Source organism: Arthrobacter sp. KBS0702 (assembly GCF_005937985.2).
GTDB lineage: Bacteria > Actinomycetota > Actinomycetes > Actinomycetales > Micrococcaceae > Arthrobacter.
The window spans coordinates 3,386,517-3,410,844 of the sequence record NZ_CP042172.1; the positions used below are offsets into that span (position 1 = coordinate 3,386,517).

At 68.8% G+C, this 24,328-nt stretch carries 21 protein-coding genes and 1 riboswitch; of the genes, 7 read left to right on the forward strand and 14 right to left on the reverse strand.

Features of this window, described 5'->3' with window-relative positions:
- Positions 1-13: 13 nt before the first annotated feature.
- The 4 genes from FFF93_RS15655 to FFF93_RS15670 all read right to left on the reverse strand — a co-directional run bounded on the left by FFF93_RS15655 (position 14) and on the right by FFF93_RS15670 (position 4,746).
- On the reverse strand, positions 14-1,537 hold the full coding sequence (locus FFF93_RS15655; RefSeq protein WP_138768102.1) for a UDP-N-acetylglucosamine 1-carboxyvinyltransferase: 1,524 nt from the start codon (positions 1,535-1,537) through the stop codon (positions 14-16).
- 133 nt (positions 1,538-1,670) lie between these two features.
- A complete protein-coding gene (locus FFF93_RS15660; protein ID WP_138768101.1) occupies positions 1,671-2,474 on the reverse strand; it encodes an energy-coupling factor transporter transmembrane protein EcfT in 804 nt (267 codons plus the stop codon).
- Complete coding sequence (locus FFF93_RS15665) at positions 2,471-4,114, reverse strand: ABC transporter ATP-binding protein (RefSeq protein ID WP_138768100.1); 1,644 nt, start codon at positions 4,112-4,114, stop codon at positions 2,471-2,473. Before FFF93_RS15665 ends, FFF93_RS15660 begins: the two co-directional genes overlap by 4 nt.
- Entirely contained in the window at positions 4,114-4,746 is a 633-nt protein-coding gene (locus FFF93_RS15670) for an ECF transporter S component (RefSeq protein ID WP_138768099.1), read from the reverse strand. Before FFF93_RS15670 ends, FFF93_RS15665 begins: the two co-directional genes overlap by 1 nt.
- A gap of 68 nt (positions 4,747-4,814) precedes the next feature.
- Positions 4,815-4,956, reverse strand: a riboswitch (TPP riboswitch).
- A gap of 99 nt (positions 4,957-5,055) precedes the next feature.
- Between FFF93_RS15670 and FFF93_RS15675 the strand changes: the two genes are divergently transcribed.
- Positions 5,056-5,613 carry a heme-degrading domain-containing protein gene (locus FFF93_RS15675; RefSeq protein WP_138768098.1) on the forward strand — a complete coding sequence of 186 codons (558 nt, stop codon included), beginning with the start codon at positions 5,056-5,058 and terminating at the stop codon, positions 5,611-5,613.
- Positions 5,614-5,649: 36 nt separating this feature from the next.
- Positions 5,650-5,913, forward strand: coding sequence for a DUF4235 domain-containing protein (locus tag FFF93_RS15680; RefSeq protein ID WP_138768097.1), 264 nt, complete (start codon positions 5,650-5,652; stop codon positions 5,911-5,913).
- 37 nt (positions 5,914-5,950) lie between these two features.
- Here the strand turns inward: FFF93_RS15680 and mnhG are convergent, their stop codons facing one another.
- The 6 genes from mnhG to FFF93_RS15710 are packed head-to-tail and all read right to left on the reverse strand — an operon-like array spanning position 5,951 to position 12,319.
- On the reverse strand, positions 5,951-6,349 hold the full coding sequence (mnhG, locus tag FFF93_RS15685) for a monovalent cation/H(+) antiporter subunit G (RefSeq protein ID WP_138768096.1): 399 nt from the start codon (positions 6,347-6,349) through the stop codon (positions 5,951-5,953).
- Positions 6,339-6,617, reverse strand: a complete 279-nt coding sequence (locus FFF93_RS15690) for a monovalent cation/H+ antiporter complex subunit F (protein WP_138768095.1) — start codon at positions 6,615-6,617, stop codon at positions 6,339-6,341. Before FFF93_RS15690 ends, mnhG begins: the two co-directional genes overlap by 11 nt.
- Positions 6,614-7,159 carry a Na+/H+ antiporter subunit E gene (locus FFF93_RS15695; RefSeq protein WP_138768094.1) on the reverse strand — a complete coding sequence of 182 codons (546 nt, stop codon included), beginning with the start codon at positions 7,157-7,159 and terminating at the stop codon, positions 6,614-6,616. The genes FFF93_RS15690 and FFF93_RS15695 overlap by 4 nt, the downstream gene beginning before the upstream one ends.
- Positions 7,156-8,769, reverse strand: a complete 1,614-nt coding sequence (locus FFF93_RS15700; protein ID WP_138768093.1) for a Na+/H+ antiporter subunit D — start codon at positions 8,767-8,769, stop codon at positions 7,156-7,158. The genes FFF93_RS15695 and FFF93_RS15700 overlap by 4 nt, the downstream gene beginning before the upstream one ends.
- A complete protein-coding gene (locus FFF93_RS15705; RefSeq protein ID WP_138768092.1) occupies positions 8,766-9,308 on the reverse strand; it encodes a Na(+)/H(+) antiporter subunit C in 543 nt (180 codons plus the stop codon). Before FFF93_RS15705 ends, FFF93_RS15700 begins: the two co-directional genes overlap by 4 nt.
- Positions 9,305-12,319, reverse strand: coding sequence for a Na+/H+ antiporter subunit A (locus FFF93_RS15710; RefSeq protein WP_138768091.1), 3,015 nt, complete (start codon positions 12,317-12,319; stop codon positions 9,305-9,307). Before FFF93_RS15710 ends, FFF93_RS15705 begins: the two co-directional genes overlap by 4 nt.
- 200 nt (positions 12,320-12,519) lie before the next feature.
- On the opposite strand from FFF93_RS15710, the gene FFF93_RS15715 reads away from it, so the two are divergent.
- The 3 genes from FFF93_RS15715 to FFF93_RS15725 are packed head-to-tail and all read left to right on the forward strand — an operon-like array spanning position 12,520 to position 15,644.
- On the forward strand, positions 12,520-13,920 hold the full coding sequence (locus FFF93_RS15715; RefSeq protein WP_138768090.1) for an MFS transporter: 1,401 nt from the start codon (positions 12,520-12,522) through the stop codon (positions 13,918-13,920).
- A 39-nt stretch (positions 13,921-13,959) separates the two neighbouring features.
- Positions 13,960-14,442 carry a cation:proton antiporter regulatory subunit gene (locus tag FFF93_RS15720; RefSeq protein WP_138768089.1) on the forward strand — a complete coding sequence of 161 codons (483 nt, stop codon included), beginning with the start codon at positions 13,960-13,962 and terminating at the stop codon, positions 14,440-14,442.
- A 5-nt stretch (positions 14,443-14,447) separates the two neighbouring features.
- Positions 14,448-15,644, forward strand: coding sequence for a cation:proton antiporter (locus FFF93_RS15725; protein WP_138768088.1), 1,197 nt, complete (start codon positions 14,448-14,450; stop codon positions 15,642-15,644).
- A gap of 12 nt (positions 15,645-15,656) precedes the next feature.
- Here the strand turns inward: FFF93_RS15725 and dcd are convergent, their stop codons facing one another.
- Positions 15,657-16,232, reverse strand: coding sequence for a dCTP deaminase (gene dcd, locus FFF93_RS15730; RefSeq protein ID WP_138768087.1), 576 nt, complete (start codon positions 16,230-16,232; stop codon positions 15,657-15,659).
- Positions 16,233-16,339: 107 nt separating this feature from the next.
- On the opposite strand from dcd, the gene FFF93_RS15735 reads away from it, so the two are divergent.
- Positions 16,340-18,091 carry a CAP domain-containing protein gene (locus tag FFF93_RS15735; RefSeq protein ID WP_315851462.1) on the forward strand — a complete coding sequence of 584 codons (1,752 nt, stop codon included), beginning with the start codon at positions 16,340-16,342 and terminating at the stop codon, positions 18,089-18,091.
- 127 nt (positions 18,092-18,218) lie between these two features.
- Here the strand turns inward: FFF93_RS15735 and FFF93_RS15740 are convergent, their stop codons facing one another.
- Both FFF93_RS15740 and FFF93_RS15745 read right to left on the reverse strand, forming a co-directional pair.
- Positions 18,219-19,529, reverse strand: coding sequence for an aromatic acid/H+ symport family MFS transporter (locus tag FFF93_RS15740; protein ID WP_222424633.1), 1,311 nt, complete (start codon positions 19,527-19,529; stop codon positions 18,219-18,221).
- A gap of 153 nt (positions 19,530-19,682) precedes the next feature.
- A complete protein-coding gene (locus FFF93_RS15745; RefSeq protein WP_138768086.1) occupies positions 19,683-21,440 on the reverse strand; it encodes a thiamine pyrophosphate-binding protein in 1,758 nt (585 codons plus the stop codon).
- A gap of 61 nt (positions 21,441-21,501) precedes the next feature.
- Between FFF93_RS15745 and FFF93_RS15750 the strand changes: the two genes are divergently transcribed.
- Positions 21,502-21,939: a thioesterase family protein gene (locus tag FFF93_RS15750; RefSeq protein WP_138768085.1), complete on the forward strand. Its 438-nt coding sequence runs from the start codon at positions 21,502-21,504 to the stop codon at positions 21,937-21,939.
- 3 nt (positions 21,940-21,942) lie between these two features.
- Here the strand turns inward: FFF93_RS15750 and FFF93_RS15755 are convergent, their stop codons facing one another.
- Positions 21,943-24,324: a bifunctional salicylyl-CoA 5-hydroxylase/oxidoreductase gene (locus tag FFF93_RS15755; protein ID WP_138768084.1), complete on the reverse strand. Its 2,382-nt coding sequence runs from the start codon at positions 24,322-24,324 to the stop codon at positions 21,943-21,945.
- Positions 24,325-24,328 lie beyond the last annotated feature (4 nt).

Here is a 24,328-nt window from a genome sequence, read left to right on the forward strand (position 1 = left end):
GGGACCGGCCGATTCAGTCCTGGAAATACTCGATCTTGGCGCCGATGGTGTTGAGCCGTTCAGCCAGGTCCTCATAGCCGCGCTCGATCACGTAGATGTTGCGCAGCTCGGACACACCCCGCGCGGCGAGCATGGCCAGCAGCAGGCAGGCGGCAGGGCGCAGGGCGGGCGGGCAGCCGACCTCCGCGGCCCGCCACTTGGTGGGCCCGTTGACGTAGATCCGGTGCGGATCCAGGAGCTGGACCTGGGCGCCCAGCTTATTCAGCTCGGTCAGGTAGATGGCCCGGTTCTCGTACACCCAGTCGTGGATCATCGTCTGACCCTGCGCGTTGGCGGCGATGACGGCGAAGAACGGTAGGTTGTCGATGTTCAGGCCGGGGAAGGGCATCGGGTGGATCTTGTCCTCCGGCGCGGTCAGCTCCGAGGGCTGGGTGGTGACGTCCACCAGCCGGGTGCGGCCGTTGCGGGCGACGTATTCCGCCGACACCTCCAGCCGCTGGCCCATCTGCTCAAGCGTCGCCAGCTCGATCTCCATGAACTCGATCGGGACCCGGCGGATCGTGACCTCGGAATTCGTCACGATGCCGGCGGTGATCAGGCTCATCGCCTCGATCGGGTCCTCGGACGGGAAGTACTCGATGTCGACGTTGATCGACGGGCGGCCGACGATCTTGAGCGTCGTGGTGCCGACGCCGTCGATCTGCACGCCCAGCATCTGCAGGTAGAAGCAGAGGTCCTGGACCATGTAGTTCGGGCTGGCGTTGCGGATGATGGTGCTGCCGCTGCGGTGCGCGGCGGCCATGATGGCGTTCTCGGTCACCGTGTCGCCGCGTTCACTCAGCACGAAAGACCGGTCGTGGCCGTCCGAGGTCGGTGCCTGCACGCTGTAAAAGCCGGACTTCGCCTCGACGCTGAGCCCGAACTGCCGCAGGGCCTGCATGTGCGGCTCCACGGTGCGGGTGCCGAGGTCGCAGCCGCCTGCGTAGGGCAGCCGGTATTCGGTGGACTCATCGAGCAGCGGGCCCAGGAGCATAATGACGCTGCGGGTGCGCCGGGCGGCCTCCACGTCCATCGAGGCCAGGTCCAGCACGGCCGGGCGGCGGATCTGCAGATCGTTGGCGTTGAGCCAGGTGCATTCGACGCCGATGCTGGTCAGCACCTCGACGATCCGGTTGACCTCCTCGATCCGGGCCAGCCGGCGCAACACCGTGGTGCCGCGGTTGATGAGGCTGGCGCAGAGCAAGGCGACGCCGGCGTTCTTGCTGCTGTTGACGTCGACTGCGCCGGAGAGCGTGCGGCCGCCCTCGACCCGGAGGTGGGTCATCTGGGGCCGGCCCACCTTGACGATGGTGCGGCCGAAAATCGATTCGAGCCGCTGGATCATTTTCAGGCTCAGGTTCTGCTTGCCCTGCTCCATCCGGGCGATGGCGCTCTGGCTGGTTCCCAGCTCGGCGGCCAGCTGTCCCTGGGTCCAGCCCTTCTCGCCGCGGGCGTCCCGGAGCACGGCGCCAACGTATTCGGCAGTCTGTTGAGTCATATCCAACAAATATCATGGATGAGTTATTGACGCCCTCCACGCTGCCCGAATAGCAGTGAATCTCACACGATACTCACCTCGTGATTCACCTCGTGCGATATCGCTTCTTCCATGCCGGCCCCGGGGGCACCGGCTATTGCTGGCCGAGGAACACCATGTTCCACGTACCGGCCCCTACGGCGGCGGCCACGGCGGCCCCCGCGATCAGCACGCCGCCCAGTACCACCCACGCGTCCAGCCAGCTAAACGTCGCCTCCCGAGCCCAGGTCCGCTCCGCGCCGCCGAAGCCGCGCGCTTCCATGGTCACCGCGAGCCGGGAAGCGCGGCGGACCGCCTGGACCAGCAGCCCGAAGCTTTGCCCCAGCGTGGCCCTCAGCCGCTGCACCGGATTTCCGTGCGAGCCCACTCCCCGGGCCCGGCGGGCCATGCCGATGGTCTGCCACTCTTCGGCCATAACGCCCACCAGCCGCATTGCGGCGAGGGTGCCCAGGACGAAGCGGTGCGGCAGTTTGGCCTGCTGCGCCAGGGCGTCGGCCAGGTCCGTCGGGTCCGTGCAACTCATCAGCAGGACTGCGGGCAGGGCGATCGCGAGGCCGCGCAACAGGAACCCGAGCCCGAGCTGCAGCGAGCCTTCGCTGATGGACCAGACGCCGACGTCGAGCAGTGTCCTTCCGTGGTCCGCGGCCAGGATCGCGGTGCTCCAGCCGCCCACTGCCGCCGCAAGGATCAGCGGCCAGCCGCGCTGCCAGAGCAGGGCCAGGGTCAGGCCGGCGAGCGGGAGCAGCAGGAGTTCGAACGCGAGCGCCACCGACGCGGAGACCCAGTCGATGGACAGCGCCAGCGCCACGGTGATGAACAGGACGCCGGAGAACTTGGCCAGCGGGTTGGCGCGGGTCAGCAGGGCTTTGTTGCCACGCAGTGTCAGGGTGTCCCTCACGGCGCCGCCACCCCCGGCGTCGTCCGGCCGGGCAGACCGGGCAGCCCGGGTTGCGGGGCGCCGAGGGTGAGCTCGGTGCCGCCGAGGACCTGGCTGAATTCCGCGTCATGGGTCACCGAGACGACGGCGGTGCCGGCGTCGAGCAGCTCGGAGAGGAAGGAAGCCAGCTCAGCCCAGGTGTTGGCGTCCTGGCCGAAGGTGGGTTCGTCCAACACCAGCACCTGCGGGTGGGCGGCGAGCACGGTGGCCACCGAGAGCCGCCGTTTTTCGCCGCCGGAGAGTGTGTAGGGATTGGCGTCCACGAGGTCGCGCAGCCGCAGGCGCTCCAGCAGTTCGTCCACCCGCTCTTCGCCCCGGCCCAGATGGCGGGGGCCGAACATCAGTTCGTCCAGCACCCGACCGGTGACGAACTGGTGCTCGGGTTCCTGGAACACCGTGCCGATCCTGGCGATCAACTGCTGGGCCTTCCACTTGTACGGATCGATGCCGGCGCCGGCGCTCAGCTCGGTGGTGGCGGACACGGCCCCCGCAACCGGCGCCAGCAGCCCGGCCAGGGTCAGGGCGAAGGTTGACTTTCCGCAGCCGTTGGGGCCGGTGATGGTCAGCGCCTGCCCGGCCCTGACCTGGGCCGTAATCCCGGACTGCACCGGTACCGGCGGGACAGTCCGGAAGCCCGCCAGCAGGCCGGTGCGGCGCGGGCGTTGGCGGGAGACGGCCAGCCCCTCGGCGGCCAGCAGCAGCTGGGCGGGCCCTTGACCCGCCGCGGCAACTCCGCCCGCGCCGGTGTCCGCGGTGCGCGCCCGCGCGGCCGGCACATGGCCGGGCACCCAGACGCCGGCGGCGATGAGCATGTCCCGCGCCTGCTCCAGGACCTGGTCCGGCGGGCCGTCCAGGAGCACGGCGGAGTCCCCGGCGGACCCCGGCTGCAGCACGACGATCCGGTCCACGAGGTCTTTCCAGACGGCGACGCGGTGCTCCACCACCACCAGCGTGGCCCCGGTCTTGTCCAGGCAGCGCCCCACGGCGTCGCGGACCTCCAGGACGCCGGCCGGGTCGAGGTTTGCGGTGGGTTCGTCCAGCAGCAGCAGGCCCGGCCGCATCGCAAGGATGCCGGCGAGCGCCAGCCGCTGCTTCTGCCCGCCGGAGAGCGCCGACGTCGGATGGTCCAGCGGCAGCCGCCCCAGCCCGACGTCGTCAAGCGCTTCCGCCACCCGCCGCCAAATCTCCGCCGGCGGAACGGCGAGGTTCTCGGCCCCGAAGGCGACGTCGTCGCCCAGGCGCGAGAGCACCACCTGGGTTTCCGGGTCCTGCTGCATGAGCCCCGCCCGGCCGCGCCGTGCCCTCGGCGGGGCCCCGTCGATCAGCAGGCTGCCGGTCTCGTCGGAGTCCTCGGCGTCGGGGGAGCCAGCCCCGGAAGGGCCGGCGGCGGAGGTGTCGGCGGTGCTGTCCCCCAGCACCCCGGCCAGAGCGTGCAGCAGCGTGGACTTGCCGGCCCCGGAGGGGCCCAGCAGCAGGACACGCTCGCCCGGGCTGATGTCCAGGTCCAGTCCGCTGACGGCGGGTCGGCGCCGGCCGGCGTGCCGCCAGCCCCAGCCGCGGGCGGTGACCGCGGCCGGGTGGACGGCGTAGTCTGCGGGCATCAGGAGAAGACGGGTTCCGATGCCGCCTTGCGGGACGCGAACGAGGCCAGCACGCCGGTCTTGGCGAGCCCGCGGGTGGCCAGCCAGGACAGTCCGCCGGCAATCACGGCTCCGGAGATGGCGCAGAAGACGATGTAGGCGAGCTTGTCACCGGGTTCGTAGGCGATGTTCCAGCCCCAGGGCAGGAAGGAGTCGTTCAGGCCGCAGAACAGGCCCGCGCCGGCGCCGGCCAGCAGGGACACCGGCAGGTTGAACTTCTTGTAGAGGAAGGCGGCGAAGATGAGTTCGGCGCCGAGACCCTGCAGGATTCCGGAGATCAACACTGTGGTGCCGTACTGCGAGCCCATGATCAGCTCGCCGGTGGCGGCCACCGCTTCGCAGAACAGCGCAGCGCCCGGTTTGCGGACGACGAGCATGCCCAGGATTGCCGGGAGCATCCAGCCTCCGGCGTAGAGCCCGGTCAGCGGCGGGTAGACCGCGGTCAGCGGGGCCGTCACGAGGTTGGCGCCCTGGTCCCAGGCCCAGAAAATCACGCCGCCGGCAACAGCGATCAACGCGGCCAGCACAATGTCGACCACGCGCCAGCTGTATTTGCCGGCGGCCAGTGTTTGCTTTGCAGAAATATCAGTCATATCGTCCTCCTGAGGTACAGGAGGGGAGGGCGTTCCGGCTGCACGCGGCTTTCGCCACGGATGCCGGGCACCCCGAGAACTCGACTCCCTTGCGCCGGTACTAACCGGATCAGGTTCGAGGGTCTGCGGCTGTCCGCACTCTCAGCGCCCACTTACGGTTCACCGGATTGCTCCAGTGATGCCGACGGCGGCGCTCCCCTGTCGTATTAAAATCACCCTTGTGGGCTGGGCCAGTTTACACCCGCCGGAGCCCAAGTGACTCGCAGCTGGGGTTGCGCAGCGGCACCCACCTAACGGAAGCTGAATCCCATGAGCGAGGCCCCCGTTCCTTCCCCCGACTACGACCCGGACTCCGCGGAACCGCAGCCGCCCGGGTCCCTGGCCGCGCTCATCGGCCGGATCCTGACGGAAATCGACGAACTGCAGTTCCGCTCCTTCAGCAAGGACGACGCCCTGGAGCTCGGGTTCCTGCTGGTGGAACTCGGCCGGCGACGCAACCACCCCATCGCCATCGACATCACCAAGGGTGAGCAGGTACTTTTCCACGCGGCGCTCGAAGGCGCCACGCCGGACAACGAGCGCTGGATCAGGGCGAAGCAGCGCACGGCCTCCCGGTACGAAGTCCCGTCGCTGCTGGTGGGCCTCCGGGCCAGGGCCGCCGGGCGGAGGATCGAGGACAACGCCTGGTTCGACCAGCAGGAATTTGCCGCCCACGGCGGCTCCTTTCCGATCTACCTGCGCGGGACGGGGGCTGTCGGCACGGTCACGGTTTCGGGGCTGCCGCAGAAGGCCGACCACCAGCTGGTGGTCGAGGCCCTGACCGAAATCCTCAACCGTTCGGACACCACGGCAGGGACGCTAGGCTAGGGGAAGCCCTGTTCCCTCCCGCAAGGAGTACGACGTATGAACATCTTCATCAAACTGCTTGGCACCGGCATCAGCCTCGTCGCCGGTTTCGTCGGCACCAAGGTGGTCGACACCGTCTGGGAAAAGACCACCGGCAATAAGCCGCCCAAGGGCCACGACGACGACGTCCCCACCACGCTGCGCCAGGCCCTGACCTTCGCCCTGATTTCGGCCTCGGTCAGCGCCATCATCCAGGTCCTCGCCAACCGCGGCACGCAGCGCGCGATCACCCGCTTCGCCAAAACCCAGGACATCGTCTAAGCCGCCTCGCACGGGGCAAACCGCCCAGGGCAATCCGTCACTCGACGTCGTCGTCGGTAAATCCGCTTTTGCCGGCCGCCTGCTGCACCACGGCCTCCAGCTCGTCTGCGCTGAGCAGTTCGGGGTGGAGGTGTTTGGTGCGGTAGCCGGCCCGGCCCACCATGTGGGCCGAGACCGGCACGGTGAGCAGTTGGAAAATCCACGCCACCACCAGCACCGGCCACACCCACCAGGTGCGCAGTTGCAGCCCCACGGCGCAGAGCAGCAGGAACAACCCCAGGACCTGAGGTTTGGTCGCGGCGTGCATCCGGCTCATCAGGTCGGGGAAGCGCAGCAGGCCTATGGCCGCGCCGAGGGACATCAGCGCCCCCAGCACCATGAACACAGCCGAGACGGTATCGATCACGGCGTCGGCGGAGAACGTCTCAGGATTCATTGGGCTGCTTCCTCCGGTCTGCCACAAAACGGGCCACCGTCACCGAGCCCACAAAGCCGATGATGGAGATGGACACCAGGAGCATCAGGTTGTTCAGGTGCCGGTTGACTGCCATGTCAATGCACAGCGCCGCGCCCAAGATGGCGAGCAGCACGTCGGCTGCGAGCACACGGTCCAGCAGCGAGGGCCCGCGCGCGATGCGGATGATCGCGCCGCCCGCGGCGAGCGACAGCACGACGGCGGTGACGGCCAGGACCAGGGGCATCATGCGCCCACCTCCTGTTTCAGGGCGGTCAATTCGGCCGGGGTGCCCATGATCCGGATCAGTCCGGCCTCGGTGTCGCGGACCTCCTTGCGGAGCTTGGCGGCGTCCTCGGCGTCGCGGACGTTAATGCCGTGGATGTAGAGCGTGGACGTGGACCTGTCCACCTCCACCACCAGCGACCCCGGGATCAGCGAGATGACGTGCCCGGTGGCGGTCACCAGCAGGTCGGAGTGGCTCCGGAGCGGGACGGCGACGACGGCGCTGATCACCCGCGGCCCCTTGACCAGGGCCAGGAACAGGACCTGGAAACTGGCCGCCACGACTTTGCCCAGGAAAACCACGGCGAACGGTACGGCGCGCAGCACGTTGAATCGACCGCCCAGCTCCACCGGCGGCAGGTAAAAGAGCCGCGCCACCACCACGGCGATCAGGGCGCCGAAGAGCAGGTTGCCCGCGCTGAAGTCCTGCCAGAGGGCGCCCCAGACGATGACGAGCCAGACCAGCAGCGGCAGTTCCTGGCGCAGCGAGATTCTCTTTCGCGTCATTTCGGCCCCTCCTGCCGCGGCATCTGCGCGATGACCGGAACCGGGGCTTCGTCCCCCAGCACGGCCTGGATGTAGGAGGACCGGTCCAGCATCTCCGAGGCCGACTGCCCGGCCACCCTGAACAGCGGCCCTGCAAAGACCGTCAGCGCCACCCCGAACAGCACCAGGGCCAGGGTGGAACCCACCATGGTGCGCGGCAGCAGGGTCACGTTCTGCTGGCCGGCGCGGTCACCTGTGGCCTGGCTGCCGGGGCCGGCGAGCAGCACGGGGTCCGGGTGTTCGGCGTCCTCGGGCTTGCGCCAGAACGCACGGTTCCAGACCCTGGCGATGGCCAGCAGGGTCAGCAGGCTGGTCAGCACACCGCCTGCCACCAGGGCGTAGGCCAGCGGGGTCCCCAGGGCGACGCCGGCCTGCAGCAGGCCAAGCTTGCCAAGGAACCCGGAGAGCGGCGGGATGCCGGCCAGGTTCATGGCCGGCACGAAGAACAGCACGGCCAGCAGCGGCGAGAGCTTGGCGAGCCCTGCGATCCGGTCCACCGAGGAACTCCCGGCACGACGCTCGATCAGGCCGGTCACGAGGAACAGGCTGGTCTGGATGGTGATGTGGTGCGCCACGTAGAACACCGCGGCCCCGAGTCCGGCGACGGAGGACATCGCCAGGCCGAACACCATATAGCCGATGTGGCTGACCAGCGTGAAGGAGAGGAGCCGCTTGATGTCGCTCTGAGCCAGGGCACCGAGGATTCCCACCACCATGGTCAGCAGCGCCGCGACCATCAGCGGGGTATTGAAGGTGTCCCCGGGGAAGAGCAGGGTCTCGGTGCGGACCATCGCATAGACGCCCACCTTGGTGAGCAGGCCGGCGAACACGGCGGTGACCGGGGCCGGCGCCGTCGGATACGAGTCCGGCAGCCAGAAACTCAGCGGGAACACGGCCGCCTTGATGCCGAACGCCACGAGCAGCAGGACGTGCAGGAGGTTTCGCGTGCCCTGGTCCAGGTCGGCCAGCTTGATGGCGAGGTCCGCCATGTTGATGGTCCCGGTGGCGCCGTAGATCATGGCGATCGCGATCAGGAAGAGCACCGAGGACACCACCGAGACCACCACGTAGGTCACACCGGCACGGACCCTCGGGCCCGTCCCGCCCAGGGTCATCAGCACGTAGCTGGCGGTCAGCAGGATCTCAAAGCCCACGTAGAGGTTGAAAAGATCGCCGGAGAGGAAGGCGTTGGAGACGCCCGCGACGAGGATCAGGTAGGTGGGGTGGAAGATCGACACGGGGGCGTCGCTGTCGCCGTCGGCCATGCCCTGGCCGGTGGCGTAGACCAGCACGGCGAGGCTGACCGCCGAGGACACCACCAGCATGAGCGAGGAGAACTGGTCCACCACCATCACGATGCCCCAGGGCGGCAGCCAGCCGCCGATATTCACGGCCGCCGTGCCGCCCTCCCAGACGGAGGCCAGCAGCCAGCATTCCAGCAGCAGGGTCAGCGACAGCAGCGCGATGCTCACGGTCCGTTGCGCCCTGGAATGACGGATCAGCAAAAAGGTCAGGGCGGCCCCAAGGATGGGGATGACGACGGCGAGCGGGGCGAAGCTGGCGATGTTCACTTGGTCCCTCCTTCCGTGCCGCGGGCGATGTTTTGGGATCCTGGCTGTTCCTCGGCGGCGGCGTCCGCGGCCGGCATCCGGCGGGCGCCGGCCTGCACGACCTCGTCGCCGCCGGAGGCCGACAGGAGCGGGAACTCGGAGGTTTCGGCCGGGACGACGGCGTCGTCCTCGGCATCGAAGCTGGGTGTTTCGGCCACGCGGCGGTCCTCGGCGTCGTCTTGGATTTCGTCCTGGCGGGCCAGCACCCAGGTGCGGTAAATGATGCCCAGCATAAAGGCCGTGACCGCAAAGGAGATCACGATCGAGGTCAGGATCAGCGCCTGTGGGAGCGGGTCGCTGTAGTCCCCGGCGGGCGTGTCCTTGCTGAACAGCGGGGCGAGCCCCGCGTAGCCGCCGGTGGCGAGGATCAGCAGGTTGGTGGCGTTTGCCAGCACCATGAGGCCGAGCAGGACCCGGGTGAGGCTCCGTTCCAGCAGCAGGTAGATGCCGCAGGCATACAGCGCTCCCATCACCGTGAGCAGGGTCAGGTTGACGCTCATGATCTCCCCTTGGCGGTGGTTTCTGCCGGGACGCCGTCGGACGGTTCCGCGGAGCGTTCGGCGGGCTGTTCCCCCGGCTGTTCCTCGAAATGCTCGTCGATTTCCGCGCCCAGGCTGCGCAGCACGTCCAGGGCCAGGCCGATGACGACGGTGTAGACGCCGATGTCGAAGATTGTGGAGGTGACGAATTTGATGTCACCAAAGACCGGAAGCCACAGTTCGATGACGGCGCTTTGGAAGACCTGCCCGCCGAGCAGCAGCGGCGCGACGCCGGACGCGGCGGCGGTCGCGAGGCCGATCCCCAGCAGGGCACCGGCGCTGACCGGCGTGGCCTCGCGCAGTTCGAAACGGCCCCCGGCGAGGTAGCGGATGGCGAGCGCCAGGCCGGCCGTGAGCCCGCCGGCGAAACCGCCGCCGGGCAGGTTGTGCCCGGCGAGCAGCAGGTAGAGGGAGAAGACGATCATCGAGTGGAAGATCAGCCGGGTGACGACTTCGAAGATGATGGATCGGCGTTCTGGGGCCATGGTCCGGCCGGCCACGAGCCATGCGTCGCGCGCCGAGGCGGCGAAACGCCGGCTCATGGCAAGCGCCGCGTTGTCCCGGGTGTTGCCGGCAACGCCCGCCCGGCGCCCGACGGTCCCCTCCGCCACGGGCGCGGAGGGCCCGATCCGGTCGCCGCGGCCGCGGACGAAAATCAGGCTGGCGACGCCGGTCGCCGCGAGCGCCAGAACGGAGATCTCGCCGAAGGTGTCCCATGCCCGGATGTCCACGAGGGTGACGTTGACGATGTTCAGGCCGCCGCCGTCCTCATAGGCCAAGCGCGGGAATTCCAGCGAGACCGGCGTGGCCACACGCGCGCCCAGGGCATAGATCGCCACGAAGATCATAGTGACGCCGAACGCCGCCCCAATGATCACCCGGACGACCCGGTACTTGCCGCCGGTGCGGTCGCGCAGTTCGGCCGGCAGGCTGCGCATGGCGAGGACGAAGGCCACCAAGATGATGGTCTCCACCAGCATCTGTGTCAGGGCCAGGTCCGGGGCGCCCTGGAGCGCGAACATCAGCGCAATGCCGTAGCCGGTGACCGAGACCATCAGCACGGCCAGGAAGCGTTTGTTGGCCCGCACGGCGGCGAGTGCGCCGATCACGATGCCTGCGCCGACCACGGGTTGCAGGGGCGAGCTGGGATCGATGAAGTACAGGCCGTCGGGCAGCGGCTTATTGGCCAGCAGCAGGGCCGTGAGGGGCAGGACGAAGGCAACGGTCAGGATGACGGAGAGGTAGAAGTAGAGCGAGCCACGCTGGGTGCGGCCGGTGACCCAGACGGCTGCATCATCGAGGGCGCCAATGGAGAGCTGGTAGGCGCGGTCGCCGTCGACCCAGCCGGGAACCAGGCCCTGGACGCGGGAGACGGCGTTCCGTCCGTAGAACATTGCCGCGCCCAGGGCGAACGTCACCGCCGTCATCCCCAGCGCCGGAGTGAAGCCGTGCCAGAGCGCCAGGTGACCGGCGGCGGCTGCCGGGTCCTCGCCGTCGCGCACAAACAGTGCGGCGTAGGGCTGGATCCACGCGTCCACCGGGGCCGGCCACAGTCCATAGACGATGGTCAGCAGGCTCAGCACGGCGGGGGCCGCCAGGAAGGCCGGCTTGACGGCCTTGAACGGGGTGGCCTCGACGCCGGGCTTGACTGCGAAGGCGCCCCACATGAACCGGGCGCTGTAGGCGAAGGTCAGGATGGAGCCCACGACCAGGCCGACGAGGAGCACGGGCCCCCACGGGCCGGCGGCGGCGCCGGTGCCGTGGTCCACGAACGCCTCGAAGACCGATTCCTTCGCCACGAAGCCGGCCAGCGGCGGGATGCCGGCCATGGATGCCGCACCGACGGATGCCACGATGGCCAAGGCCCGGGACGAGCGGTAGACCCCGGAGAGCTTGCGGATGTCGCGGGTCCCGGCCTGGTGGTCGATGATCCCGACCACCAGGAACAGCGTGGCTTTGAAGAGTCCGTGCGCCAGCAGCAGGCCGAGACCGGCGAGTGCCGCGTCGGGCTGGCCGAGGCCTACCACCATGGCCAGGAAGCCCAGCTGGCTGACCGTGCCATAGGCGAGGATGAGCTTAATGTCGGTCTGCCGCAGGGCGCGGTAGCCGCCCACCAGCATGGTCGCCAGCCCCAGGCCGAGCACCACCGGGAGCCAGAACGCCGTCTCTGCGAACCCGGGGGCAAGCCGCGCCACGAGGTAGATGCCCGCCTTGACCATGGCCGCGGCGTGCAGGTACGCACTCACCGGCGTCGGCGCGGCCATCGCACCGGGAAGCCAGAAGTGGAAGGGGACCAGTGCGGATTTCGTGATCGCACCCACCAGTACCAGCACGACGGCGGCCGCCACCGTGGCCGCGGCGGGACCCGTCACCAGTTCCGGTGCCATCGCCAGGAGGGCCGAGATCCGGTAGGTTCCCGCGGTGGCGCCCAGCATGATCAGCCCGACGAGCATGGCCAGGCCCCCGGCGGTGGTGACCACCAGCGCCTGCAGCGCCGAGCGGCGGGCAGACAACCTGGTGCGGGCGTAGCCGATCAGCAGGTAGGAGAGCACCGTGGTCAATTCCCAGAAGACGAACATCAGCAGCAGGTCATCGGCGGTGACCAGCCCGAACATCGCTCCGGCGAACGCCAGCAGCTGGGCCCCGAAGCCACCCAGGTGGCTGTCCTTGTCCTTGAAGTAGCGGGCACAGTAGACCAGGACCAGCGCCCCGACGCCCAGGATCAGCAGCGACATGACCCAGGCCAGGGCGTCCATCCGGAAGGCCAGCTCGAGCCGGAGGTCCGGGATCCACGGCAAGACCGACGTGATGGAACCGGCGTCGGAGTACACCGCGTCGTGCTGGAAGGCCAGCCAGACAAACGATCCCGCGGGCACTGCCGCCAGCGCGAAGAACGCATTCCTGCCGATCCTGCGGAACAGGAACGGCGCCACAGCAGCCACCGCGAAGTGCACGGCAAGGACTGTGATCACTGGTATCTCCGCAACGTCAGGTACTCGATTGTCAAAAAGTTGGAGCAGGCGGGGCATTGGTTAGGTTCGGTGCGGCAAGTTTACCAAGCGTGCACAAATTCTTTTCCCCATGACGGGCCGGGTCGCGGGCCACGACGGGCCGGTGCGGTCCGAACCGTTTCCTCCCCGGGTGGACCGCATCGGACGGCTAACATCAGGCTATGAACTCCGCCACCGCCCCCGAGGCCATGCGTCCGGCCTCGGAACTCGAGTCCGGCAGCCACGCCACCGGCAAGGGCAAGGTCCTCGCCTGGGCCGCCTGGGACTGGGGTTCCGCAGCCTTTAACGCCGTTATGACCACCTTCGTCTTTACCGTCTACCTGACTTCAAAAGCCTTTGGCGGCGAAGACGAAGCCTCGGCGGTTCTCGGCGGCGCCCTGGCCATTGCCGGGGCGGCCATCGCGCTGCTGGCCCCGGTCACCGGCCAGCGCTCCGATAACGGCGGCCGGCGCAAGCTCTGGCTCGGGGTCAATACCGCTGCGGTCGCACTGCTGACCGGGCTCTGCTTCTTCGTTTTCCCCCGCCCGGAGTTCCTGCTGCTCGGCGTGACGCTGATTGCGCTGGGCAACGTCTTCTTCGAATTTGCCGGCGTGAACTACAACGCCATGCTGGCCCAGATCTCCACGCCCGCGAACATCGGCAAGATCAGCGGCTTCGGCTGGGCCTCGGGCTACCTCGGAGGCATCGTGGCGCTGCTGATCGTGCTGCAGCTCTTCGTCCAGCCCAGCATTGACTGGTTCGGGGCCTCCACCGAGGAAAGCCTGAACATCCGCCTGGTGGCGGTGTTCTCTGCGCTCTGGTTCCTGATCTTCGCGATCCCGGTGATGCTCGCCGTCCCGGAAGTGCCCAAGGCCAGGCAGGCCCGCCTGGGCTTCTTCGCCTCCTACGGCCTGCTCGTGCGCCGCATCCGCGCCATCTACCGGACCAGCCCGCACACCATCTTCTTCCTGCTGGCCAGCGCCATCTTCCGTGACGGCCTCGCCGCGGTCTTCACCTTCGGCGGGATCATCGCCGCAGGCACCTTTGGCTTCGAGCTCAAGCAGGTCATCTTCTTTGCCATCTTCGGAAATGTTGTGGCCGCCGCCGGCGCCCTGGTGGGCGGTTTCCTGGACGACAAGGTGGGCCCCAAGGCCGTCATCATCGCCTCACTGGCCGGCCTGCTGGTCGCGGGCAGCGTCCTCCTGGCCCTGGGAAACGGCAACTATTCCTTACTCGGCATGGAGTGGTCCGGCAGCACGACCTTCTGGGTGTTCGGCTTGTTCCTGTGCCTGTTCGTGGGCCCGGCCCAGTCCTCGTCCCGCGCCTACCTGGCCCGGCTGGCCCCGCACGGTGAATCCGGCGAACTGTTCGGCCTGTACGCCACCACCGGCCGGGCCGTCAGCTTCCTGGCACCGGCGCTGTTCACCCTATGCATCACGGTCGCGACGCCCTTTGTTGCCCCCGGCGAAGCGCAGCGCTGGGGCATCCTCGGCATCATGGTCGTCCTGCTGGCCGGGCTGCTGGTGATGGTGCCCGTCAAGCCGCCGGGCAAGACGGAAATCGCCGTCGTGCCCGAGGCCTGAACCTGCCCCAATAAGCTGCCAGCGCATTAGGCTGGAGGCATGAACGTGGATGAGACAGACCTTCCCGGCCTGGGCCGGCGCAAGGACTTCATGACCGCCTCGGGACGCCGGATCGGCGTCGTCGAGTACCGCGAAGGCCAAACCGAACTGATCGTCTCGACCTGGGACGACCCGGACACCTGCCAGGCGTCCATCCCGCTGACCGCCGACGAGGCCGCGGCCCTGGGCAATCTTCTGGGCGGACAGCGCCTGGCCATGCAACTGTCCGAGGCGCACCGGGAGGTCCCGGGGATCGTCACCCGGCAGTTCTCCATTGCCGCGGACTCACCCTTCCAGAACCAGCCGATGGGCAAGGCCTGCATCCGGACCCGCAGCGGCGCCTCGATAGTTGCCATCATGCGTGAGGGTGAGGTCCTCCCCTCGCCGGGCCCCGACGTCGTCCTGCACCCCGGTGATCTGCTGGTGGCGGTAGGCACGCAAGAAGGCCTGGACACTGCGGCCGGCATCCTGCGCAACGGATAGACGGCATGGATCCGCTCGCCCTGACCCTCATCGAACTGGGGGCCGTCGTGTTCTGCCTTGGCCTGCTGGCCAGGCTGGCCGGGCGGATCGGCATGTCACCCATCCCGCTCTACCTCGTCGGCGGCCTGTTCTTTGGCGCCGGCGGGCTGGTCAAGCTCGAGGGTATGCACGAGTTCGCGCACCTCTCCAGCGAGATCGGCGTCATCCTGCTTCTTCTTATGCTCGGACTGGAATATACAGCGGCCGAGCTCGTCACGGGCCTCCGGCGGTCCTGGCAGGCCGGCATCCTGGATCTCGTGCTCAACTTCCTGCCCGGGGCGGCCCTGGCCGTGATGCTGGGCTGGGGACTCGTGGGGGCCATGGTGATGGGCGGCGTCACCTACATCTCCTCGTCCGGAATCGCCGCGAAGGTGATCACCGATTTGGGCCGGATCGGTAACCGCGAGACACCGGTGATCCTGTCCATCCTGGTATTCGAGGATCTGGCCATGGCGGTCTACCTGCCGATCCTGACGGCCACCCTCGCGGGAGTGACGTTCCTGGTGGGGCTGCAGACCGTGGGGATCTCGCTCGCGGTCGTCACGCTGGTGCTGGTGATCGCGCTGCGGCACGGGCACCACGTATCAAAGGCCGTGCACAGCGAAAATTCCGAGGTGTTCCTGCTCAACCTGCTGGGCGCGGCCCTGCTCGTCGCGGGGCTGGCGGCCGCCATGCAGGTGTCGGCTGCGGTGGGCGCCTTTATGCTCGGGATTGCGATCTCCGGCGCCACCGCCCACAGCGCCACGCGGATCCTTGAGCCGCTGCGCGACTTGTTCGCGGCGATCTTCTTTGTGGTCTTCGGCCTCAATACGGATCCTTCGTCCATCCCCCCGGTGCTCGGCTGGGCCCTGGTCCTGGCCGTTGTCACCGCGGCCACGAAGATGATCACCGGGATCTGGGCCGCCAAACGGGCCGGCATCGCCATCCCCGGACGTTTCCGTGCCGGGGCGGCCCTGATTGCCCGTGGTGAGTTCTCGATTGTGATCGCCGGGCTCGCGGTGGCCTCCGGCGTGGTGCCCCGCGAGCTCGCCGCGCTGGCCACCGCCTACGTGCTGATCATGGCGATCATGGGTCCGCTGGCAGCGCGTTTCGTGGAGCCGGTCGTGCGGATGCTGCGCCGCCCGGCCCGGCGCGTAACTCTCCCGGTCCGTCCCGCCAGCTGAGGCGGTACCGGCTTAGATGTCGGTGCGGTGGAAGTTCAGGTGGCTGCGGCTCGCCGTCGGGCCGCGCTGGCCTTGGTATCGGTTGCCGTACTCGCCGGACCCGTACGGGTGCTCGGCGGCGGAGCTCAGCCGGAAGAAGCACAGCTGGCCGATTTTCATGCCCGGCCACAGCTTGATCGGCAGCGTCGCCATGTTGGAGAGTTCCAGGGTCACGTGACCCGAGAATCCCGGATCGATGAACCCCGCGGTCGAGTGCGTGAGCAGTCCAAGACGGCCCAGCGAGGACTTGCCCTCCAGCCGCGCCGCGATATCGTCCGGCAGGGTGACGGTCTCGTAGGTGGAGCCCAGCACGAACTCGCCCGGATGCAGGATGAACGGCTCCCCCGCGTCGACCTCCACCAGGCGGGTCAACTCGGGCTGGTCCTCGGCCGGGTCGATGTGCGCGTACTTGTGGTTGTCGAACAGCCGGAAGAACCGGTCAATCCGCACGTCCACCGACGACGGCTGAACCATCTCAGGGTCGAACGGCTCCAGCACAATCCGCTGGGAATCGATTTCGGTACGAATGTCGCGGTCAGAGATCAGCACAGGTTCAAAAATACCCCACTCGTTGCTGGCTGGTATGCGTGGGGCTAATGTTACTGCAGTGACACTAGGCTGTCCGAGTTTCGGCGGCCGCAACGGATCTGGGGTTCGTGTTGAAGAAGTTTGCCGTGGCTGCGCTGTGTGCGCTGACCTTGGTCTCGCCGGCCGCTGTGCCCATGCTCCCTTCTGCCGCGCCTTCGTCCGCCAGCAGCCCCGCCGCTGCGCCCGCGGCCCGGCCGGCAGCCACCGAGCCCGCAGTGCCGGCGGCAGCACCAGCCGCGTCTGTCAACGCCCCGACCGCCCCGGGCCGCCAAGACCCTGCAGCGGGCGCACCCCGGGCCTCTGAGGCCGCCCGGCAGGCACCGCCTGCCGTCGCCCCGCCCGCAACGAGCGCCCCCGCAGCCAACCCCGCAGGCGCCGCCCCGGCAGGCGCCGCCCCGGCCGGCACCGAGACCGCCGGCACCGGGGTTCCCGCCGCCGCGGCGCCCGCGGGTCCGCCAGAGACGCCCTTGATTCCGCCGTTGTCCGCCACGGATGCGGACCTCCGCGCCGCCGCCGGCAGGGTGCAGGCCGCACCGGAGGTGTCGGCCCAGGCCCTCGTCCAGGACAGCAATGCCAGCCAGGTCCTCGCGGTTTTCAATGCCATTAATGCCTACCGGTCCTCCCTGGGACTGGCTCCGGTGAAGTACAACACCACCGTGGCGGGAATGTCCCAGGAGTGGTCCAACAACATTGCCACCAGGGAAGTGATCGAGCACCGCGCCAGCTTCTGGACCGACCCGCGTGCGCTGAACCCCACTAACGGGGCAGGAGAAGTCATCGCCGTCAGCTGGACCCGGGACGCCGCGCAGTTGGTCGAGTGGTGGAAATCCTCGCCGGCCCACGACGCGATCCTCCGGGATCCGCGCTTCAACGTCATCGGCATCGGCATCACCTTCACCGACGGGAACTGGCAGACCACGCCCAACCGCTACGCGATGTGGGGCGTCGTGAACTTCTTCGGCTACAGCTTCCTGCCGGCCGGAACCACAACCTCGCCGGGGGCCCCCATCGGAGCCCCCGTCCCGGTGCCGAGCGTCTGCGATCCCGCCGTCCGGCATATGCCGCCGACCAGGGATTTGAGTGCTGCCGCGATCAAGAGCGGCAGCGACCTGCTGTCCGTGAATGAGTACGGCCAGCTGCTGAACAGCCCCTCACTGGGCGGCCGAAGCTACGGCGCGCCGGTGGTGATCGGCGGCGGCTTTGCCTCCGCCCTGCAGGTCTTCCTCACCGACTGGGACCGGGACGGCGTCTACGACGTCCTGGCGCAATGGAGCGACGGCCGCGTCACGCTCCACGCCGGGCTGGCCGCGGGCGGCTTCCGGCCGGCGGTGACCCTGGGCCAATCCGGCTGGGCCGGCATGACCGCGGCCGTGGGCCAGTGGTGCTCCACCAACCGGCTGCCCCAATTGATGGCGCTCGACGGCTCCGGCAACCTGTGGCTGTACCAGAACCCGGGCCTTGGCGACCTTTCGCAGCGGACCCTGGTGGGCACCGGGATCGCCGCCACCCGCCTCTCCATGGTGGACTTCGACGCCGACGGCTTCCAGGACCTCCTGGCCCTCCAGGCCAACGGCGACGTGCTGCTGTACCGCGGCGCCGGAGTTCCCGCGCCACGGTCCGAGGCCCGCCGCGTGGTGGCCAGCGGATGGTCCGACGTGACCGCGGTCCGCTCACTGCGGGACGTCACCGGACTCAACTCAACGGGGCTGGCCCTGCGCCGGGGCAGCGACGCCGTGCAGTACTGGGACCTGAGCAAGGGAACGCTGTCGTCGCCGTCGTACCTCTACGGGAACTGGGCCGGCATCCGGCTCGCCCAGTAGCCGGCCGCCGCCCCGGCGTCCCGTTCCGCCGAGGCGGCAGCGCCCTCCGCGTTAACGCGGCAAGGCCCGCCACGCAGCTCCTGCGTGGTGGGCCTTGCCTGTGGTGCGGCGGCGCTGCGTCCCGGAACTAGTCCCGCGTCAGCTTCGGCACCGCGAACACCACAACGGCGCCGATCACGGCGAAGGCCGCGAACATGTAGAAGTTGAGCTGCCAGCCGAAGGCCATGCCGGCGATCAGTCCGCCGATCAGCGGTCCGCAGATGGCGCCGATGCGCCCGATGCCCAGCGACCAGCTCAGGGCGGTGGCGCTGAGGGACTGCGGGTAGTGCGTGGCGCAGTAGCCGCCCACCAGGATCTGGGTTCCCACCGAGCCGAGGCCGGCGAAGGCGACGATGACGAGCAGCATCGCCAGCGGGAGCTGCAGGCTCAGCATGAGGATCGCAACGAACGCCAAGAGGAACGATGCCGTCACCACCTTGCGGATGCCGATCCGGTCCGCCAGCACGGAGGCGCTGATGGAGCCGATGATCGCGCCCGCGTTGAGGACCAGCAGGAACGTCAGCGCATCCCCGAGCTGGAAGCCGGCCTGCCGCATGATCTGCGGGAGCCAGGTGTTCAGGCCGTAGACCAGCAGCAGCCCGCAGAAGTTGGCGAGTGCGAACAGCACGGTGGAGCGGATCCACTTGCGGGTGAAGAGGGTCTTCATGGCCGACTTGGGCGCCTCGTCGCCGGTCTTGACGTCCTCGGCGGTCACGATGTCCGAGTACACCAGGCCGTAGCGGTCCGCGGTGGCCCGGGCCTCTTCGATGCGCTGCTTGCGGGCCAGGTACGCCACCGATTCGGGGAGCAGCTTCCAGGCGACGGGCAGCAGGGTGACGAGGGGAAGGGCACCCATGGCGTACATCCAGCGGAAGTCCACGTGCTGCAGGAGGTTGATGGCGAGCAGCGAGGCGGCAACGCCGCCCACGGAGTACCCGCTGAACATCACGGCATTGGCGATCTGGCGGCGCTCCTTGCGGGCGTACTCCACCGTCAGCGCGATGCAGGTCGGCACGATGCCGCCCAGGCCCAGGCCGGTCAGGAACCGCAGGAGGCCGAAGATCTCGGCGGACGGTGCGAAGGCGGTGAGCAGCATGCAGATGGAGAACCAGGCGATGCAGGCGAGCATGATGCGGCGGCGGCCCAGCTTGTCGGTCAGGATCCCGACGGAGAGCGTGCCGATCAGCATTCCGACAAGGGCGAGGCTGCCGATCAGCCCGGCCTGGGCCGCGTTGACACCCCAGTCCTGGAACTTCAGGATCGTGGGAACGGTGGAACCGTAGACCACCAGATCGTAGCCATCAAAGACAATGGCCACGAAGCACAGGATCAGGACCGCATGGCCCTTCCAGCGGGGCGTGGCCTCGGTGCGCAACTCAGTCGACATTGACTGCGTCATGGGTGTACCTCTCGTTGAGATTTCGTAGGGATCTGTGGGGTAGCTCACATGCTTTGCCCACTGTGTCACGCTTTGATTCCGACAGTAAACAAATCAGCATATATCGGTTATGTAACGATCGTCATTCGATGTGTTCGGGGCCGCGCACCGGCGTCAGTGGCCCTTGAAGGCCTCCGCGAGCCACCACGCACCGCCGTCGGAAGCGATCTTGGCATCGATCACCAGCGGACGGGCGGGACCGCTCCGTACCCAGTCGCGGACCTGTTCCAGATCCGCCACGCTGCGGACCGTCGCCCCGTCCGCCCCGAAGCCACGGGCGATCGCCGCGATGTCTGTGTCCGGGAACGTCACGGTGCCGAGATCGACGGCGGGATCGGCGTCGGAACCGTCGCCGGCCGCGGCGCCCGCGCCGAAGTGGTGGACTTCGGCCCCGTAGCCGGCGTCGTTGTAGATGATGCAGACCAGTGGCAGCTCCAGCCGGACGGCGGTCTCCAGTTCGCTGATGCCCATCAGGAACCCGCCGTCCCCGGCCCCGAGGACGGGCATCCGGTCCGGCCGGGCCAGCGCGGCGCCGATCGCCGTGGCCAGGCCCAGCCCGATCGACTGGAAGGCCTGGGTGAAGCAGAAGCCGAACTCGTCCGGGACCGCCAGGTACGTGCTGGGATAGCCCATGAAGTTGCCGGAGTCGATCGAGACGATCCGGTCCGCGGGCAGGATCGAGTCCAGTTCGCGGCTCAGCACCCGGGGATCGATCCTTGCCTGCCCGGAGAGGTCCGGCGTTTCGACGTCGTTCCAGCGCGAGCGGGCGGCGATGGCCGCCGCGTTGGGTGCGGTGCGGTACCTCTCGGCGGGCTCCGGCTGGAGCGTCCGGAGTTCGGCGAGGACATCCGCGGCGGTCAGCGCGGCGTCACCCACCACGCCCAGGTCCACGGGCCGGTTGGCGCCCAGCGCGGCGTCCTCGACGTCGACCTGGACCACCGCGGTTCCGTCGGAGATCAGGTGGCCGTGCCGCATGGTCCACATGTTCAAGGCGCAGCCCCAGCCGACAATCAGGTCGGCTCCCTGGATCAGCTCGGCGCTCAGCGGTGAGGAGAACCCGCCGGAGATCCCGAGGTTGAACTCCTCACCCTGGAACAGCCCGTTTGCCACCGCGGACGTGGCCACGAGGGCGCCGGCGTGGGCGGCGAGGCCGAGCAGCTCCTCCCGCGCCGCCCGGGCACCGCGGCCGGCCACAAAGACCGGGCGCTCGGCGGCGTGGATCAGGTGCGCGAGGCGCCGGACGCTGGCGGCGGCCGCACGCACGGGCTGGGCCTCGGCGACGGTGGCCGGCTGCGCGGCCGCGGCGGGGGCCGGGGCGGCCTGGACGTCCAGCGGCAGGTTGAGCACCACGGTGCGGCGCTCGTTCCGGGCCGTGCGGAAGGCCCGGAGGGTGTCCGCGACGGCGGTTGCCGGGGAGTGGATCCGCTCGCTCACCGCCCCGACGCTGCGGGCGAGGGCGTCCTGGTCGATCTTGAAGTTGGACCGGACCGCGGAGGCCTGGGTGTCGGCCGTCAGCACTATCAGCGGCGTGCGGCTCTTGGCGGCTTCCCCGATTCCGGTGATCGCGTTGCTGAGCCCGCAGCCCTGGTGGGTGGTGACGACGCCCACCCGCCCGGACATCCGCGAGTACGCGTCGGCCATGGTCGCGGCGCCGCCCTCGTGCCGGGCCGCCGTGAACGGGACTCCGGCCTGGCGCAGGGCGTTGGCCACCTCGAAGTTGCCGCTGCCGACCACGCCGAAGACGTGCCCGACGCCGAGGGCGGCCAGGGTGCGCCCCACGAGCTGGGCGACGGTCGCCGCAGCCGGCTGCCGTGACGGGACGCCGCTGGCGTCTTCGGGTGCGGCGGCCGAACCTTGTGAAGCTACTAGCATGGACTTACTTCCCACTTGAGAACTCCTTTGTTCCTGCTCTTCGAACGTCAAGGCGGCGCCCGTGAACCCCACCCAGTCCCTCCCCTGCGCTGCCACGACGGCGACTCTGGTGCGGACGATTGAGTGGGTGGATACGGATGCTGCCGGACACCAGCACAATTCGGCGGTGCTGCGCTTTGTGGAGGCCTGTGAAGCCCAGCTGTTCCGGGACCTCGGCCTGCCGGGGTATTTTCCGTCGGCTCCGCGGGTTCGCCACGAGCTCAACTACCGGGCGAAGTTGTACTTCGGCCAGCCGGTCACCACCACCGTAGTGGTGGAAAAAATCGGCCGCACGTCGATGACGTTCAGCTTTGAGGTCTGGGGCGAGGCGTTCGACGGCGAACCCCGCGCCCTGGCCGCCCACGGCTCCTTCGTGACGGCCCACGTGGCCCGCGGCGCAACGGCCGCGAGCCCGTGGCCCGCAGAGCTGACGGCCAAAATCACCGCCCGCCAGGGCTAACCGCTAGACCGCGGCCGGCACCTTCGCCGGCGTCCAGCGCAGGTGCGTCGGCAGGCCGGCGGCCTCCGGCTCCCGCACCAGGGCCAGCCGCGGCCGGACGGCGTCGGTCCGGGCGGCCGGCGGTTTCCGGCTGCCGGCGCGGAACTGCTGCGGCCAGGCCGCACCGGGACCGCGGTAGTCCTGCTCGGCCGCCGCATGCAGGGTCCACTGCGGATCGAATAGGTGCGTACGGCCCAGGGCGCAGAGGTCCGCCCGGCCCGCCAGCAGGATCGAGTTGACGTCGTCGTAGGAGGACACGGCGCCGACGGCGATCACGGCCACACCGGCTTTGTGCGCGACCTCCTGCCGGATCCGGTCCGCGAACGGGGTCTGGTAGCTGCGGCCGTAGGCCGGCTTCTCGTCCTTGACCACCTGTCCCGAGGAGACGTCGATGCCGTCGGCGCCGTGCTCCACGAAGGCCCGCGCAATGGCGACGGCGTCGTGCTCGTCGTTGCCGCCGGGGGCCCAGTCACTGGCGGAGAGCCGAACGGTGAGTGGTTTGTCCGCCGGCCAGGCGGCCCGGACGGCGTCAAAGACCTCCAGCGGGTAGCGCAGCCGGTTCTCCAGCGATCCGCCGTACTCGTCGGTGCGCCGGTTGGCCAGCGGCGAGAGGAAGGAGGAGAGCAGGTAGCCGTGGGCGCAGTGCAGTTCCAGCAGGTCGAAGCCGGCGGCCGCGGCCCGCTCGGCGGAAGCGACGAATTCGTCCCGGATCCGGTCCATGTCGGCGCGGCCGAGCTCACGCGGGGTGGGGCTGCCCGGGCCGTAAGGGATGGCCGAGGGGCCCACGGTTTCCCAGCCGCAGTCGGCCAGCGGCTCGTCGATGCCTTCCCACATGAGCCTGGTGGAGCCCTTGCGGCCGGAGTGTCCCAGCTGCACGCCGATCGCCGCGGCGGAGCGCTGGTGCACGAAGTCGGTGATCCCGCGCCAGCTCTCCTGCTGGGCCTCGTTGTAGAGTCCGCTGCAGCCGGGGGTGATGCGGCCGGTCTCGGAGACGCAGACCATCTCGGTCATCACCAGGCCGGCGCCGCCGAGGGCCTTGCTGCCGAGGTGGACCAGATGGAAGTCGCCCGGGACGCCGTCGGTGGCGGAGTACATGTCCATCGGAGAGACAACGATCCGGTTCTTCAGTTCCAGGCCGCCGATCCGGTACGGCTGGAACATGGCGGGGGCGCTGCCCGTGATGCCCTGGGTGCGCGCGAATTCCTCGTCCACCCGGGCCGCGAACTCGGGGTCGCGGAGCTTGAGGTTGTCGTAGGTGATCCGGCGGCTGCGGGTGAGCAGGTTGAAACAGAACTGCACGGGGTTCTGGTCCTTGTACATGCCGATGTTCTCGAACCATTCCAGCGAGGCCTGCGCCGCGCGCTGCGTGGATTCGACCACGGGCCGGCGCTCGGTTTCGTAGGCCTCCAGGGCGGCCCCGAGGTCGCTGTGCTCGTGCAGGCAGGCCGCGAGGGCCAGCGAGTCCTCCATGGCCAGCTTGGTGCCGGAGCCGATGGAGAAGTGCGCGGTGTGCGCGGCGTCGCCGAGCAGCACGATGTTCCCGTGCCGCCAGGTCTCGTTGCGGACCGTGGTGAAGTTGATCCACTTGGAGTTGTTGACCAGGACCTCGTGGCCCTCCAGTTCGTCCGCGAAGAGGGTGCGGATGGCGTCCACGGCGGCCTCGTCACTTTCTCCCGGCCGGAACACCTGCCCTTCGGTGGCGTCGAAGCCGGCGCTGCGCCAGACGTCCTCGTGCATTTCCACAATGAAGGTGCTGCCCTCGTCCGAGTACGGGTAGCCGTGGATCTGCATCACTCCGTGCTCGGTCTCCTTGACGAAGAACTTGAACGCCTCGAACACCAGGTCCGTGCCGAGCCACATGTACTTGGACTTCCGCAGGTCAAGGCTGGGCCGGAAGACGTCGGCGAAGCGCGAACGGACGGCGGAGTTGAGCCCGTCGGCAGCGAGGACCAGGTCGTAGTCCCGGCTGAGCTCCTCGACGTCGGGCGCCAGGGTGCTGAAGCGCAGGTCGACGCCGAGCTCGGCGCAGCGGCGCTGCAGCAGTTCCAGCAGTTCCTTGCGGCTCATCGCGGCGAAGCCCTGCCCGCCGACGGTGTGCTGCTCGCCGTTGAAGTGGATGTCGATGTCAGTCCAGCGGGCGAAGCGCTTGGACATGTACTCGGCTATCACGGTGTCCGCATTGCCGATCCCGCCGAGGGTTTCGTCGCTGAACACCACGCCGAAGCCGAAGGTGTCACTCGCGGCGTTGCGTTCCCAGACGGTGACCTCGTGCGCCGGGTCCAGTTGCTTCATGAGGGCGGCGAAATACAGTCCGCCGGGACCGCCGCCGATGATTGCGATTTTCATGTGG